Origin of the sequence: Amycolatopsis sp. CA-230715, assembly GCF_018736145.1 — a bacterium.
Classification (GTDB): Bacteria; Actinomycetota; Actinomycetes; order Mycobacteriales; family Pseudonocardiaceae; genus Amycolatopsis.
Genome location: NZ_CP059997.1, coordinates 4880483 through 4893500 on the forward strand (window position 1 = coordinate 4880483; position 13018 = coordinate 4893500).

The following is a 13018-nucleotide window of genomic DNA, read 5'->3' on the forward strand; positions in this document are numbered from 1 at the left end:
ATGTCCTACCCCGGTATCGAAATCCGCGACGCGGTCGTGGCCATCACGGGCGGTGGCCGCGGGATCGGCCGCGCCACCGCGGCGGCGTTCACCGCGCTCGGCGCGAAGGTGGTGGTCGGCGACCTCGACGCCGACGCGGCCGCGGACACCGCGAAAACCCTTGGTGTCACGGGAAAGAAGCTCGACGTGACGTCGAAGGAGTCCTTCGGCGCCTTCGCGGACGAGGTGACCGCCGAGCACGGCCGCATCGACGTGCTGGTCAACAACGCGGGCGTGATGCCGCTGGGCCGCTTCCTCGACGAGCCGGACTCGCTGTCGAAGACCACGCTCGACGTGAACGTGTGGGGCCTCATCCACGGCATGCGGGCGGTCGCGCCGGGCATGGTTTCGCGGCGGCGCGGGCACATCGTGAACATCGCGTCGATGGCGGGCAAGATCCCGATCCCCGGAATGGCGGTGTACAACGCGAGCAAGTTCGCCGCGGTCGGGCTCACCGCCGCGGTCCGCCGCGAGCTGGACGGCACCGGCGTGAGCGTCAGCGCGGTGCTGCCGTCGGCGGTGCGCACCGAACTGTCCTCGGGGGTGCCGCTCGGCAAGGGCATGGCGACGGTGGACCCCGAGGTGATCGCGGCCGCGGTGGTCCGCAGCGTGCGCAGCCGCAGGGCCGAGATCCCGGTGCCCGGCTACCTCGGCGTGTGGGACCTCCTCGCCGCGGTGGTGCCCGAGCCGGTGATGCGGTTCGGCAGGCGGCTCGCCCGCGACGACCGCGCGCTCACGCAGATGGACCACGAGGTGCGCGCCGCCTACGAACGCCGCGTCGCGGGACAATCCGGCGAATAACCGCGTGGACTTCGTTCACACGGCGTTGTTAAGCTCCGGTCATGTCCACCCCTGAGGCATCCAGACTCTAGCCACCGATTTTCCGGTGGCTTTCGCGGCGCGCGTTTCCCGTGTCGCTGAACCCTGCCATCGGAACGGCTCGTGTCCTCACCCCGCCCTTTCGCGGGGTTCCTCCGGTGGTGGGCGTCCCTCCTTTGTGGACAGCCGCCGCCCTTCGGTGTGCGGAGTTCTGTCATGCCTTTCGCTGTGTACATGCTCGGCCTCGCGGTTTTCACGCAGGGGACCTCCGAGTTCATGCTTTCCGGTCTCGTCGCGGACATCGCGCGGGACCTGCACGTGTCCATCCCCGCCGCGGGCCTGCTGACCTCGGCGTTCGCCGTCGGCATGGTGATCGGCGCGCCGCTGATGGCGGTGCTGGGCCTGCGCTGGTCGCGGCGGCGCGCGCTGACCGGTTTCCTGGTCGTGTTCATCGCGGTGCACGTCGTCGGCGCGCTCACGCCCGGCTATGAGGTGCTGTTGTGCGCCAGGGTGGTGGGCGCGCTCGCGAACGCCGGATTCTGGGCCACCGCGCTCGCGACGGCGAACGCACTGGTGGAGCCGGGTTTGAAAGCCCGCGCTACGTCCACTGTGGTCGGTGGGGTCACCCTCTCCTGCGTCGTCGGTGTGCCCGCGGGCGCGCTGCTCGGCCAGTACTGGGGCTGGCGCGCCGCGTTCTGGGCCGTCGCGGTTCTGTCGGTACCCGCGGTGTTCGCGATCCTGCGCGCCATTCCCGGCGGCAGGCCGCCGTCGGCGTCGGGAACGACCGCGCGCGAGGAACTGCGCGTGCTGCGGAACCCGCGGGTGCTGGTGGTCCTGCTGCTGGGCGCGCTCGTCAACGGCGCCACGTTCTGTACGTTCACCTATCTCACGCCCCTGCTCACCGGGGTCACCGGATTCGGGGAGGGCTGGATGCCCGCGCTGCTCGCGTTGTTCGGCGCGGGGTCGTTCGTCGGGGTCGCGGTGGGTGGCCGGATCGCGGACGCGCGGCCGCTCGCGCTGCTGTGGGCCGGTTCGGCCGCGCTGTGCGCGGGGTGGGTGGTGTTCGCGCTGGCCGCCGGGGTTCCGGTGCTGGCGGTCGTGTTCGTGCTGGTGCAGGGAATCCTGTCGTTCGGTGTCGGCTCGACGCTGGTCGCGCGGGTGTTCTCGGTGGCGACCGGGGCGCCGACGCTCGCGGGCGCCCTCGCGACGGCCGCGTTCAACGTCGGCGCGACCGCGGGCCCGTGGCTGGGAGGGCTCGCGATCGGCGCCGGCGGCGGGTTCCGCTCGCCGGTGTGGGTGAGCGCCGCACTGGTCGCGCTCGCGTTCGCCGTCTTCGCGCTGAGCAGGGTGCCGACCCGGAGCCGGACGCGCTGAAAAGCCCCCCGGCGTACGAACTCTACCTTTCGTTCGCTGGGGGGACCCCCGATTTCGAGTCTATTCGAGGGCACCGACATTTTTCGGGGCCGCGGAGCCGTCACCGGGTCTATCGTCGGTCCATGTGGCGCACGACGGGGCTGGCGCGCGGTGACGGGTTCGCGCTCGACGAACTGCGCATCGTCGAGCGCGCGCCCTCGTGGTCGGAGCCGGTGCCGAGCGCCGGGCACCGGCTGGTCTTCGTGCGGCGCGGCCTTTTCCGGCTCCGGCTGCCCCGCTGGACGGGGCTGGTGGATCCCGGCACCGGGTACGCGAGCGGTCCCGGTGACGAGCAGGCGATCGCGCACCGGCCCGGCCGCGAGGACGTGTGCACCGTCGTCACCGTCGCCGAGTCGATGCTGCCGGACGGCTGGGCCCCGTGCGCGCCGGTGCCGGTCGCGGCGCGGGTCGATTTCGCGCACCGCGTGCTCGTCGCACGGACGCGAGCGGGCGCGGACGAGTTCGAACTGACCGAGCGCGTGGTGCGCCTCGCGGGCGCCGTGACGTGGCGCGCCGCCCCGAAATCCTCGCCCGCGCACCGCCGTCTCGCGGAGGCCGCGCGCGAAGCACTGCTCGAAGATCCCGCTCGCGCCACGATCGGCGAGTTGGCCGCGACGCTGGCCGTCTCGCGCTCGCACCTCAGCCGGGTGTTCCACGAGGAGACCGGTCAGACGCTCACGAGGTTCCGCGCCGGGGTCCGGGTTCGCGCCGCGCTGGACCGGCTGACCGAGGGAGAGGCCGATCTTGCCGGGCTCGCCGCCGATCTCGGCTTCGCCGATCACGCGCATCTCACCAGGACCCTGCGTGACCACCTCGGCCTGCCGCCGAGCAAGGCCCGCGAACTGCTGAGCACGAATGTTCAAGCCGTGGCTGCCGAAACCGGCCACGCTCGCGGTGACAACCGAGGAGGGCGTGATGATCGGACGACTGTGGCAGGCACGGGCGGAAAACAGCGCGAAAGCTGACGCCTACGAAGAGGTGTTCCGCGGTGCGGTGCTGGCCGAATTGCGGGACCTCAGGGGTTTCCGCGGCGCCTACCTGCTGCGCCGGGACACCGGATTTCTGACGATGACCCTGTTCGACGGTCTCGACGACGTGCGCGGGTTCACGGGGCGGGACGTCGAAACGGCCAACGTGAGCGGAGCGGCCCGCGCCGTGCTCGCCGATTTCGACACCACCGCACGGCATTTTCGCGTGGTCGTCGATCCGTCCTTTTCGGACGGTCATTGAGGACGGTCGTCAGCGCAGCCGCCTGCGCAGGACGATGAACATCCTGGCCCCGAACGCGGTGCCGCACAACCCCATCGCGACCTGGACCAGGTTCGGTCTGAGCAGGCCGGTGTAGGCGACGAACAGCCCGGCAAGCGGCAGTGCCGCGTAGAACGCCAGCGTCCACCCGCTGACCGGTGGCTTCTCCATGGCGGGCGACCTTAGCCCGTCCCGGCCGCGATGCCCATCGCCTGCCCGGTTCCGGTCATCCGGTTGACATGCAGGTATTTACCTGCATAATCGGAGAGGTGCTGAACGAGGTCTTCAAGGCGCTCGCCGACGAAACCCGGCGGTACCTGCTCGACCGGTTGCACGAGCGGAACGGGCAGACGCTGGGCGAGCTGTGCGAAGGCGTCGGGATGACGAGGCAGTCCGCGACCCAGCACCTGCAGGTGCTGGAGGCGGCCAACCTGATCAGCGTCGTGCGCCGCGGCCGCGAAAAACTGCACTACCTCAACCCCGTTCCGCTGCACGAGATCCAGGAACGGTGGATCGACAAGTACGAGCGGCCGCGTCTTCGCGCGCTGAGCACGCTGAAGAACCGAGCGGAGAACCTCATGACGAAACCGTCCTTCGTCTACGTGCCCACCCGTCACCCAGCCACCACCCCCCAAGGAATCGCTTCGCGATACGTGATCTATATCGAAAGCACCCCGGAAAAGGTGTGGCAGGCGCTCACCGACGCCGATCTCACCGCTGAATATTGGGGCCACCGCAACGTTTCGGACTGGCAGCCCGGTTCGGCGTGGGAGCACCAGCGCACCGACGGGTCCGGCATCGCCGACGTGGCGGGCACGATCGTGGAGAGCACCGAGCCCGCGAAACTCGTGATCACCTGGTCCTTGCCGGGCACGGATGGTGAGCCGTCCCAGGTCACCTTCGACATCGAGCCGCACGGCGAGATCGTCCGGCTCACCGTGACCCACGAAAACCTCGCCGACGAAGCCGAGCGCGAAAGCGCGGCCAAGGGCTGGGCCGCCGTGCTGTCGAACCTCAAGTCGCTGCTCGAGACCGGTCACGTCCTGCCGAGGGCGCCCTGGGAGATGTGACTCGCTTCACGGCCCGCGCTGTCACACATTCCGCTCCTGGTCAGTCTTCATGGTGCGACCCACAGGAGGGAGTCCCGAAATGACAGCGGAAAAGATCGTCGTGGTCGGCGCCGGATACACCGGACTGGCCGCGGCCAAGCTGGCCGCGAAGTGGACCGGCGCCGAGGTGACCCTGGTCAACGCGAGCGACCGCTTCGTCGAGCGGGTCCGGCTGCACCAGCTCGCCAGCGGGCAGCGGTTGCGCGACCTGCCGTTGCGGGACCTGCTGGCGGGCACCGGCGCGCGGCTCGTCGTGGGCCGGGTTCGCGCGATCGACCCCGACGCCCGCGAAGTGCTGCTCGACGACGGCGCCCCGATCGGCTACGACAAGCTCATCTACGCGCTCGGCAGCCACGCGAACCTCGACGGCGTTCCCGGTGCGGCGGAACACGCCTACACCGTCGCGAGCCGAGCCGACGCGGAACGCTTGCGCGCCAAGCTTTCCGGGAGCAGGACCGTCGCGGTGGTCGGCGGCGGGCTGACCGGTGTCGAAGCGGCGGCGGAACTCGCGGAAGCCCACCCGGGGCTGAAGGTCAGCCTGGTCACCGGCGGCCCGCTCGGCGCGGCGCTGTCCGAACGCGGCACCCGGCACCTGCACCGCGTGTTCGGCAGGCTCGGCGTCGACGTCAGGGAAAACGCGAAGGTGATCGAAGTCCGCGCCGACGGGCTCGTGCTCGCCGACGGTGACACGGTCGAGGCCGACACGGTCGTCTGGACGGCCGGGTTCGTGGTGTCGTCGATCGCGGCGGAGGCCGGGTTCGACGTGGACGCGGCGGGCAGGATGGTCGTGGACGAGGCGCTCCGCTCGGTCTCACACCCTGATGTCATCGCGATCGGGGACGCCGCCGCGATCCGCCTCGCCAACGGCCTCGAACTGCGGATGGCCTGCGCCACCGGGCTTCCGACCACACAGCACGCCGTGCGAGTGCTCGCCGGGAAGGCCACGGGCTCCCCGCGGTTCCGGTACTTCAACCAGTGCATCAGCCTCGGCCGCCGCGACGCGCTGATCCAGTTCGTGCGCGCCGACGACAGCCCGGTCGATGCCGTGCTGAAGGGCAGGATCGCCGCCTTCTACAAGGAAGCGGTGGTACGCGGCACCATCCTGTTCGAACGCCACCCCGTGCTGCCGACTTCACCGTGACACACCCGGACACCGAACGTCGGATGGTGCCGCAGGCTCCCCTGCCCCGAAAGTGACCTTCGGGGACCTGAGCGCCCCGAAGGCCACTTTCGCGGCATGGGCCCTGTGATTGTCGGGTGCGCGAGGGGCGGATTTGTGGCGTCTAACGCCCCGAAGGCCACCTTCGGGGCACGAGCCACCTCGCCCGCATGCCTGCGAGGGCCGAGAAAGTGGCGCTAGATTCCCCGAAGGTGGCCTTCGGGGACCACGGCCTCCTCCCCATCACTCCTCTCGCCCAATCACCGCGACCCGCACCCGACAGCAAAGCGACCTTCGGGGACCTGAGCGCCCCGAAGGTCACTTTCGGGGCGTCGAGCGGGATCCCCGCCGCGGAATGAACAACAGGGCGCCCACTCCGCCCACGAGCATCACCAGCGCCATGGACAGATCGGAGGCGCCACCCGCGCTGCCGAGGCCGACGAGCGGTCCGGCGATCCCGCCCGCGACGAACTGCAGCACGCCGAGCAATGCCGAAGCGCTGCCCGCGATCGACGGGTGGTCCGCCATGCCCAGCGCGGTGCAGTTGGGCGCGACCAGACCCATCGCGGCCACGGCGACGAACATCGGCGGCAGCAGCGCGGGCAGGCCGAGCCCGGCGAGCGCGGCGGCGGTCAGCGCCACCACGGCGACGGCCCCGGCCACCACGCCGATGATCAGCATGCGGCGCGGCGGGTAGCGGCGGACCAGCCACGCGTTGGACTGCCCCGCGGCGAGCAACCCGATGGCGTTGGCGCCGAACACGACGCTGAATTCCTGTGTGGACAGTCCGTGGCCCTGTTCGAGCACGAACGCCGAGCCGGACAGGTAGCCGAAGTACCCCGCGAAGACGAGGCCCGAAGTGAGCGCGTAGCCGAGGAAGGTGCGGTCGGCGAGCAAGGTCCGGTAGGCGCGAAGGCTCGTCGACAACCCGCCGGTGTGCCGCGCTTCCGACGGGAGCGTTTCGGGCAGCCACAGCGCGCAGGCCACGAGCAGCACCGCCCCGAACACCGCGAGCGCGACGAAAACCCCGCGCCACGAACCGAAAGCGAGCAACTGCGCGCCGAGGGCCGGGGCGAGTATCGGCGCGAGGCTCGTCACTAGCATCAGCATGCTCACGAGCCGCGCCATCGCCGCGCCGGAGGTCAGATCGCGCACGATGGCCCTGGCCAGCACCGGCCCGGCGGCACCGGCGAACCCCTGCGCGAACCGGAGCGCGATCAGCACCGTCGCGTTCGGCGCGATCAAGCAGACGAGGGAAAGCACGGTGTAGACGGCGAGTCCGGCGAGCAGCGGCCGCCGCCTGCCGAAGGCGTCGGACAGCGAACCGAGGACCAGCTGCCCGAACGCGAGGCCGAGGATGCTCGTGGTCAGCGTGAGCTGGACCTGGGACGCGCCGGTGTGCAGGTCGGCGGCGATCTGCGGCATCGACGGCAGGTACATGTCGACGGACATCGGCGCGCACGCCGACAGCCCGCCCAGGATGGCGACCCGGCCCGCGGTCGGCCGATAGGTGGAGACCCCAGTGACGCTCATGGCCGCAAGCTTAGGGGGAACGGAGCATTCCGTTCCACCCTCGTATGCTGTGGCCCATGTCTCCCGAACCGCAGACGCGAGCGCGCCGGAGCGACGCCTACCGCAACGACGAGCGCATCCTCGTCGCGGCGCGGGAAGTGTTCGCCGAGCTGGGGGCGGACGCGCCGGTGTCCGCGATCGCCGACCGGGCCGGGGTCGGCATGAGCGCGCTCTACCGGCGCTACCCGAGCAAGGACGACCTGATGCGCGCGATCATGCGCGACACCATGGAGCGGACGGAACGGGAAGCGCTGCGCGCGCTCGACGAGCCGGACGCCTGGGCGGGCTTCCTGGGTTTCGTGCACGCGTGCGCAGACGCGGGAATCACCGGCGCGCCCCGGATTTCGGGTGCCGTCCGGCCCACCGAGGAGATGCTCGCGCGCAGCAAGCGGGCGCGCGAAGCGGTGCAGGCGCTCGTCGAACGGACGCAGGCGGAAGGCGGCCTGCGCGCGGACGTCAACGCGCACGACATCGTGTTCCTGCTCGGCGAGCTGCGGAGCCAGCGGGCGGCCAAGGTGATCGCGCCGCCCGGCGTGCAGGAGCGCCTGCTCGGCGTGGTCCTCGACGGCCTCCGCGCCCCCAACGCGACTCCGCTGACCGCCCGGCCGGGTACCTGGGAGGACATGCACGAGGCGTGGCGGGCGGCCCAGCGAGAACACGGATGACCTACTACGTCCGGTAGCATTGGCGAGCTGGGGCAGGGCGGACGAGGGAGCTTTCGTGGGCAGGCTTGGCGAGCTCGAACGCGCGGTGATGGACGCGCTGTGGGATCGCGGCGAACCCGCCACCGTCCGCGTCGTGCACGCCGACCTCGCCGAGCGCGATCTCGCCTACACCACCGTGATGACGGTGCTGACCAGGCTCGCGGACAAGGGGCTCGTCCGGCGCGAGCGGGACGGCAGGGCGTGGCGGTACGTGCCCGCCGCCAAGCGCGAGGACTACATCGCCGAGCTGATGCTGGAAGCGCTCGCCCTCACCGGCGACCGTGGCCCCGCGCTCGTCCGGTTCGCGAACTCGGTGAGCACCGACGAAGCCGAAGCACTGCGTCGGGCGCTCGAAAACCCGCGATGATCTACGCATTCCACCACTTCGTCACGTTCGGCATGGCCGTGTCGGCGATGTGGTGGCTGCCGCGGGGCACCTGGACGCACGCGAGCCCGCGCACCGCGCTCGTGCTGTGGCAGCTCGTGCTGTGCGCCGGCGTGGTTTCCGCGATCGGGCTGCTGTTCGAACTCGGGCTCGAGCCGTACCACCTGGGGGTACTGCCCGGCCTCGCGCGCGTCGTCGACGAGGGGCACGTGCCGAACCCGGTGATCCTGGCCGCGACCGCGCTGACCGTATGGCTCGTGGTGAGCCTGATCCGGCTGGTGGCGAGCACCGCGCGCGTGCGGGCCCGGCACCGCGGGCTGCTCGCGCTCGTCGCGCGCACCGACGGCGACGCGCTCGTGCTGGACCACTCGGCCGCGGTCGCCTACTGCCTGCCGGGCAGGCAACCCCGGATCGTGATCAGCGCGGGCGCGCGCGAACTGCTCACCGACGACGAGCTGCGCGCGGTGCTCGCGCACGAACGCGCGCACCTGCGGCAGCGGCACCACCTCGTGCTCGAACCGTTCCAGGCGTGGCGGCTGTTCGTCCCGCGCCGGGCGCTGTCCGCGATCGGGCTGCTGGTGGAGATGTGCGCCGACGAGTCGGCGGCGCGGCGGCACGGCCGCGCGGTGCTCGCTTCGGCACTGGAGAAGTTCGGCACCTCGGCGGCCCCGGCGGGCGGGCTGGCCGCGGGCTCGGTCGGCACGCTCGCGCGGATCGAACGGCTGCGGCACCCGCGCCCGGCCGCCGCGCTCGGCGTCCGCCTGCTGGCGGTGGCGACCGCCTTGGCCGCGCTGCTCACCCCGCTGACCCTCTTCGTCTGGCCCTCCTGAACTGCGTTTAGCGGGCTAAACGCACTCCGGACGACCGGGAATCAGCGGGTGCGGCGCAGCCAGTAGAGGCCGATCACCGGCAGCACCAGCGGGATGAAGAGGTAGCCCTGCCCGTAGCCCGACCACACGGTCGCGTGCGGGAACGCGGCGGAGTCGAAGACGCTGAGCGTGCCGACGGTGAGCACGCCGACGAACTCCACACCGCACGCGATCAGCGCGACCAGCCACGACGTCCGCCCGGAGCGGGCGAGCGCGACGGTCGCGACCAGGTACACCACGGCCGCGAACGCGGACAGCAGGTAGGCGAGCGGCGCTTCGTGGTACTTGGTGGACAGCTGCACCGCCGCCCGCGAAGTCGCGGCGAGCGCGAAGATCGCGTACACCGCGACGAGGATCCGGCCCGGCCCGGTCGCGGTCTTCTTCTCGTCACGCACTCGCGCCATGCCACACCTCGCTCAACCGCAGGACCATGACCGGGATGGCGACGCAGGCGATCCCGAGCACCACCGTGCTCGACCGGCTCCGTTCGGCGAGCGCCCACACCGTGCCGACGGGCAGCACGACGAGCGAGCCGATCAGGTAGGCCAGGTAGGTCGCCATGCTGCCGGGCCGGTCCCCGCCGACGAGCAGCACGACACCGATCACCAGCTGCGCCACCAGCAGCAGCTCGACGAATCCGAGCGCGTACAGCAGCGGCCGCCGGGGTTCGCGCCCACGCGCGGCGAGCACGAAGCTCCACACCGCCACCGCGGCGGCGCACGCGGCGACGGTCACGCCGAATCCTGTGATCACCGGTCCTCCAATACTACCTTTCGTAGTATAGGAAACCGCCTCCGAACGGGTCGCACCGGCTTGCCGCGGAGCGCTTTGGAAAGAAACAAACCCACCGCGGGTGACGGGCTGCGACGTTTGGTGCCGCGGGTGTCACCTGCCCTTATTCCGGTGCCGGATTCTGTTACACGTCATCAGGGTGGTTGGTCTGGACCTCGCTTTCACCCAGAGTTGGGTTACTGGCTGGTTGGCCGCCTAAATGCCTACCTCGAACAGCGCAGCCGAAACCCCGATATGGCGGATTGGCCGTCGCGTGCCGGTTGTGCGGGAATGGTTCCGGCACCGGAAAGAGTGCCTGCGATCGAGTGACGGAAGGGAACCCGATGGACCTCCGCTACGAGGCGTTTTGCTTCGCGGATCCGCTGTTCTTCGACGAACAGCGCGAATCGGGTGCACCGGACGATGATTTCTCGCGAGCCCTTCCGGTGCCAGACGGGTGGGTCGCTTCCGATCGGGGCATCTGGCGGTCGTTGCATCGGCTGGGCCGCCAGCTTCCGTTGCAGGGGTGGAAAATTCACGTGAGCGCCAACCTCGGCAACGCCGACGAGGTGCTGGCCTCCGTGTACCGCTACTGCGTTCGCGACGATTATTCCTTCAAGCACCTCAGATCAAGATCGATCTTGCTCGCCCGCAATTCGAAATACGCGCCGCGGGAGGCGAGTGGCAAGCTCGTCACTATTTATCCGGCGGACAACAAAGAGCTGGAACGTGTTCTTGTCGATCTTTCATCCGTGCTGGCCGGGCAGTCCGGCCCCTATATTCTCAGTGATCTTCGCTACGGCGACGGGCCGCTCTACGTCCGGTACGGGGGATTCGCCGAGCAGTGGGTCGAGGCGGACGGCGCCAGGGTCCTGGCGATCACCAAACCGGACGGCACACTGGTGCCCGACGAGCGCGGGCCCCGTTTCGTGGTGCCAGACTGGGAGCCGCTGCCCGAATGCCTCGTCCCGCACCTCGCGGCGCGCAAGGGGGGCGATCCGCGGCAGTTCCCGTACCGCGTGACCTCGTCGCTGCACTTCTCCAACGGCGGCGGCGTCTACCTGGCTGACCGGCTCGCCGACGGGAAGCGGCTCGTGCTCAAGGAAGCGAGACCGCACGCGGGTCTCGACCGGGCCGGGGTCGACGCGGTGGCGAGGCTGCGCCGCGAGCACGACGTGCTCGACCGGCTCCGCGGGATCACCGGTATCCCCGAGGTCTACGACCTGTTTCCCGTCTGGGAGCACCACTTCATGGCGATGGAGCAGGTCAGCGGGTTGTCGCTGGGCTCGTGGCTGGCCAGGAACTACCCGCTGACCAGGCGCGACGCGGAACACACCGACGTTTCGGGTTACCGGGCCCGTGCGATGGCGCTCGTCGCGGAGGTCGAGCGGATGGTCGCCGAAGTGCACGAGCGCGGGATCGTCTTCGGCGACCTGCACCCGCTGAACGTCCTCGTCGAAACGACGGAAGCGACCGAAACCACCGGCGAGGTCGACGCGGTGTCGATCATCGACTTCGAGATGGCCTTCGACGCGGACAGCGGTGACCGGCCCGCGCTCGGCGCGCCGGGCTTCCGCGCGCCCGCCGACCGCTCGGGTTTCGAGATCGACGCGTACGCGGTAGCCGCGCTGAAGCTCTGGATCTTCTTGCCGCTGAACACGATCCTCGACTTCGAACCGGGCAAGCTGCACAGCCTGGTCGACTTCGCCGCCGAGCGGTTCGACCTGCCGAAGGGCTACGTCGACGAGATCCGGCAGGGCCTGGCCCCGCGATCCGGCGGCAGTACCGCGACCGCGACCGCGCTCGACGACCCGGTGCCGGACTGGCAGCTCGTCCGCAAGAACATCGGGCAGGCGATACTGGCGAGCGCCACCCCGGAACGCCAGGACCGCCTGTTCCCCGGCGACATCGAGCAGTTCCGCGTCGGCGGGGCGTGCTTCGCCTACGGCGCGGCGGGCGTGCTGCACGCGCTCGACGCCGCGGGCGAAGGCCGGTACCCCGAGCACGAGCGTTGGCTGCTCGACCACGTGCGACGGGAACCGCCCGCGCGCCCCGGTTTCTACGACGGTGCGCACGGCATCGCTTACGTGCTCGAGAACTTCGGCTACGCGCGCGAAGCGGACGCACTGCTCGACGGCGCGGCGACCATGGTCGAGCAGACCAAGGAGCACAGCCTCGACACCGGTCTCGCCGGAATCGGCCTGAACTTCCTGCACTTCGCGGGCACCCGCGGCGACACCGAGCACACCAAACGCGCGCTCGCCATCGGGAAACGGCTGGCCGAAGCGCTGCCGTCGGCCGAACCACCCGGAAAGTTCGGCAGGGCGGGCCTGCTCAGCGGCTGGTCGGGCCCGGCGCTGCTGTTCGTGCGGCTCTACGAATGCACCGGCGAAGAGTCGTGGCTCGCGCTCGCCGACCACGCGCTCCGCCGCGACCTCGACGAATGCGTGGCCGCCGACGACGAGTCGCTCCAGGTCCGCGACGGCGAAGCACGCACGCTGCCCTACGTCGGCATCGGCAGCGCGGGCGTCGCGCTGGTCGCCGAGGAGCTCGGCGAGTACCGGCCGGACGCGGACAGCGTCGCCGCGCTGCCGAGGCTGTTGCAGGCCAGCCGCGGCGAGTTCGTCATCCACCCCGGGCTCATGTTCGGCAGGGCGGGCCTGATGACCGCGCTCGCCGCGCGGCGCGACCGCGACGAGGCGACCGAACGCGCTGTCCGGCTGCACCTGTCCCGGTTCGGCTGGTACGCGGTCGCCTACTCCGACGGCATCGCGTTCCCGGGGAACCAGCTGCTCCGGCTCTCGATGGACCTCAACACCGGCGGCGCCGGCGTGCTCCTCGCGCTCGCCGCCACCCTCGACGGTGCGCCTGCCCTGCCGTTCCTCGGCGGCTCGCACCGTCCCACGAACCCCGGTCGTTCGTGACCGGTG

At 70.6% G+C, this 13018-nt stretch carries 14 protein-coding genes; 10 read left to right on the forward strand and 4 right to left on the reverse strand.

From position 1 onward, the window contains the following. From HUW46_RS23450 to HUW46_RS23465, 4 genes are all read left to right on the forward strand, one after another. Nucleotides 1-840 (forward strand): SDR family oxidoreductase, encoded by an 840-nt coding sequence (locus HUW46_RS23450; protein ID WP_215549319.1) that lies wholly within the window; start codon nucleotides 1-3, stop codon nucleotides 838-840. A gap of 234 nt (nucleotides 841-1074) precedes the next feature. Then, nucleotides 1075-2232 (forward strand): Cmx/CmrA family chloramphenicol efflux MFS transporter, encoded by a 1158-nt coding sequence (locus HUW46_RS23455; protein WP_215549320.1) that lies wholly within the window; start codon nucleotides 1075-1077, stop codon nucleotides 2230-2232. Nucleotides 2233-2354: 122 nt separating this feature from the next. Beyond that, nucleotides 2355-3236 carry a helix-turn-helix domain-containing protein gene (locus HUW46_RS23460; RefSeq protein ID WP_215549321.1) on the forward strand — a complete coding sequence of 294 codons (882 nt, stop codon included), beginning with the start codon at nucleotides 2355-2357 and terminating at the stop codon, nucleotides 3234-3236. Next, nucleotides 3187-3501, forward strand: a complete 315-nt coding sequence (locus tag HUW46_RS23465) for a hypothetical protein (RefSeq protein WP_215549322.1) — start codon at nucleotides 3187-3189, stop codon at nucleotides 3499-3501. The genes HUW46_RS23460 and HUW46_RS23465 overlap by 50 nt, the downstream gene beginning before the upstream one ends. Nucleotides 3502-3510: 9 nt before the next feature. Here HUW46_RS23465 and HUW46_RS23470 read toward each other — a convergent pair whose 3' ends face one another. Then, entirely contained in the window at nucleotides 3511-3690 is a 180-nt protein-coding gene (locus tag HUW46_RS23470) for a hypothetical protein (RefSeq protein ID WP_215549323.1), read from the reverse strand. 101 nt (nucleotides 3691-3791) lie between these two features. Between HUW46_RS23470 and HUW46_RS23475 the strand changes: the two genes are divergently transcribed. Both HUW46_RS23475 and HUW46_RS23480 read left to right on the forward strand, forming a co-directional pair. Further along, on the forward strand, nucleotides 3792-4589 hold the full coding sequence (locus HUW46_RS23475) for an ArsR/SmtB family transcription factor (protein ID WP_442860990.1): 798 nt from the start codon (nucleotides 3792-3794) through the stop codon (nucleotides 4587-4589). Nucleotides 4590-4668: 79 nt separating this feature from the next. Then, a complete protein-coding gene (locus HUW46_RS23480; RefSeq protein ID WP_215549325.1) occupies nucleotides 4669-5769 on the forward strand; it encodes an NAD(P)/FAD-dependent oxidoreductase in 1101 nt (366 codons plus the stop codon). Nucleotides 5770-6105: 336 nt separating this feature from the next. Here the strand turns inward: HUW46_RS23480 and HUW46_RS23485 are convergent, their stop codons facing one another. Next, a complete protein-coding gene (locus HUW46_RS23485) occupies nucleotides 6106-7320 on the reverse strand; it encodes a multidrug effflux MFS transporter (RefSeq protein WP_215549326.1) in 1215 nt (404 codons plus the stop codon). Between the two features lie 56 nt (nucleotides 7321-7376). Between HUW46_RS23485 and HUW46_RS23490 the strand changes: the two genes are divergently transcribed. The 3 genes from HUW46_RS23490 to HUW46_RS23500 are packed head-to-tail and all read left to right on the forward strand — an operon-like array spanning nucleotide 7377 to nucleotide 9278. Further along, nucleotides 7377-8024 (forward strand): TetR/AcrR family transcriptional regulator, encoded by a 648-nt coding sequence (locus tag HUW46_RS23490; protein ID WP_215549327.1) that lies wholly within the window; start codon nucleotides 7377-7379, stop codon nucleotides 8022-8024. Between the two features lie 55 nt (nucleotides 8025-8079). After that, on the forward strand, nucleotides 8080-8430 hold the full coding sequence (locus HUW46_RS23495) for a BlaI/MecI/CopY family transcriptional regulator (RefSeq protein ID WP_215549328.1): 351 nt from the start codon (nucleotides 8080-8082) through the stop codon (nucleotides 8428-8430). Next, nucleotides 8427-9278, forward strand: a complete 852-nt coding sequence (locus HUW46_RS23500; RefSeq protein ID WP_215549329.1) for a M56 family metallopeptidase — start codon at nucleotides 8427-8429, stop codon at nucleotides 9276-9278. The genes HUW46_RS23495 and HUW46_RS23500 overlap by 4 nt, the downstream gene beginning before the upstream one ends. A 41-nt stretch (nucleotides 9279-9319) precedes the next feature. On the opposite strand, the gene HUW46_RS23505 is transcribed toward HUW46_RS23500, so the two are convergent. Together HUW46_RS23505 and HUW46_RS23510 are read right to left on the reverse strand one after the other, a co-directional pair. Further along, a complete protein-coding gene (locus HUW46_RS23505; RefSeq protein WP_215549330.1) occupies nucleotides 9320-9721 on the reverse strand; it encodes a hypothetical protein in 402 nt (133 codons plus the stop codon). Beyond that, nucleotides 9705-10070: a hypothetical protein gene (locus tag HUW46_RS23510; protein WP_215549331.1), complete on the reverse strand. Its 366-nt coding sequence runs from the start codon at nucleotides 10068-10070 to the stop codon at nucleotides 9705-9707. Before HUW46_RS23510 ends, HUW46_RS23505 begins: the two co-directional genes overlap by 17 nt. Nucleotides 10071-10432: 362 nt before the next feature. Here HUW46_RS23510 and lanKC point away from each other — a divergent pair, with 362 nt between their 5' ends. Continuing rightward, nucleotides 10433-13012: a class III lanthionine synthetase LanKC gene (gene lanKC, locus HUW46_RS23515; RefSeq protein ID WP_215549332.1), complete on the forward strand. Its 2580-nt coding sequence runs from the start codon at nucleotides 10433-10435 to the stop codon at nucleotides 13010-13012. Nucleotides 13013-13018: the final 6 nt, after the last annotated feature.

Coding starts and splice junctions, on each gene's coding strand:
- HUW46_RS23470 (WP_215549323.1), bottom strand. CDS start 3,690: ATGGAGAAGCCACCGGTCAGCGGGTGGACGCTGGCGTTCTACGCGGCA.
- HUW46_RS23485 (WP_215549326.1), bottom strand. CDS start 7,320: ATGAGCGTCACTGGGGTCTCCACCTATCGGCCGACCGCGGGCCGGGTC.
- HUW46_RS23465 (WP_215549322.1), top strand. CDS start 3,187: ATGATCGGACGACTGTGGCAGGCACGGGCGGAAAACAGCGCGAAAGCT.
- HUW46_RS23505 (WP_215549330.1), bottom strand. CDS start 9,721: ATGGCGCGAGTGCGTGACGAGAAGAAGACCGCGACCGGGCCGGGCCGG.
- HUW46_RS23480 (WP_215549325.1), top strand. CDS start 4,669: ATGACAGCGGAAAAGATCGTCGTGGTCGGCGCCGGATACACCGGACTG.
- lanKC (WP_215549332.1), top strand. CDS start 10,433: ATGGACCTCCGCTACGAGGCGTTTTGCTTCGCGGATCCGCTGTTCTTC.
- HUW46_RS23455 (WP_215549320.1), top strand. CDS start 1,075: ATGCCTTTCGCTGTGTACATGCTCGGCCTCGCGGTTTTCACGCAGGGG.
- HUW46_RS23450 (WP_215549319.1), top strand. CDS start 1: ATGTCCTACCCCGGTATCGAAATCCGCGACGCGGTCGTGGCCATCACG.
- HUW46_RS23460 (WP_215549321.1), top strand. CDS start 2,355: ATGTGGCGCACGACGGGGCTGGCGCGCGGTGACGGGTTCGCGCTCGAC.
- HUW46_RS23500 (WP_215549329.1), top strand. CDS start 8,427: ATGATCTACGCATTCCACCACTTCGTCACGTTCGGCATGGCCGTGTCG.
- HUW46_RS23490 (WP_215549327.1), top strand. CDS start 7,377: ATGTCTCCCGAACCGCAGACGCGAGCGCGCCGGAGCGACGCCTACCGC.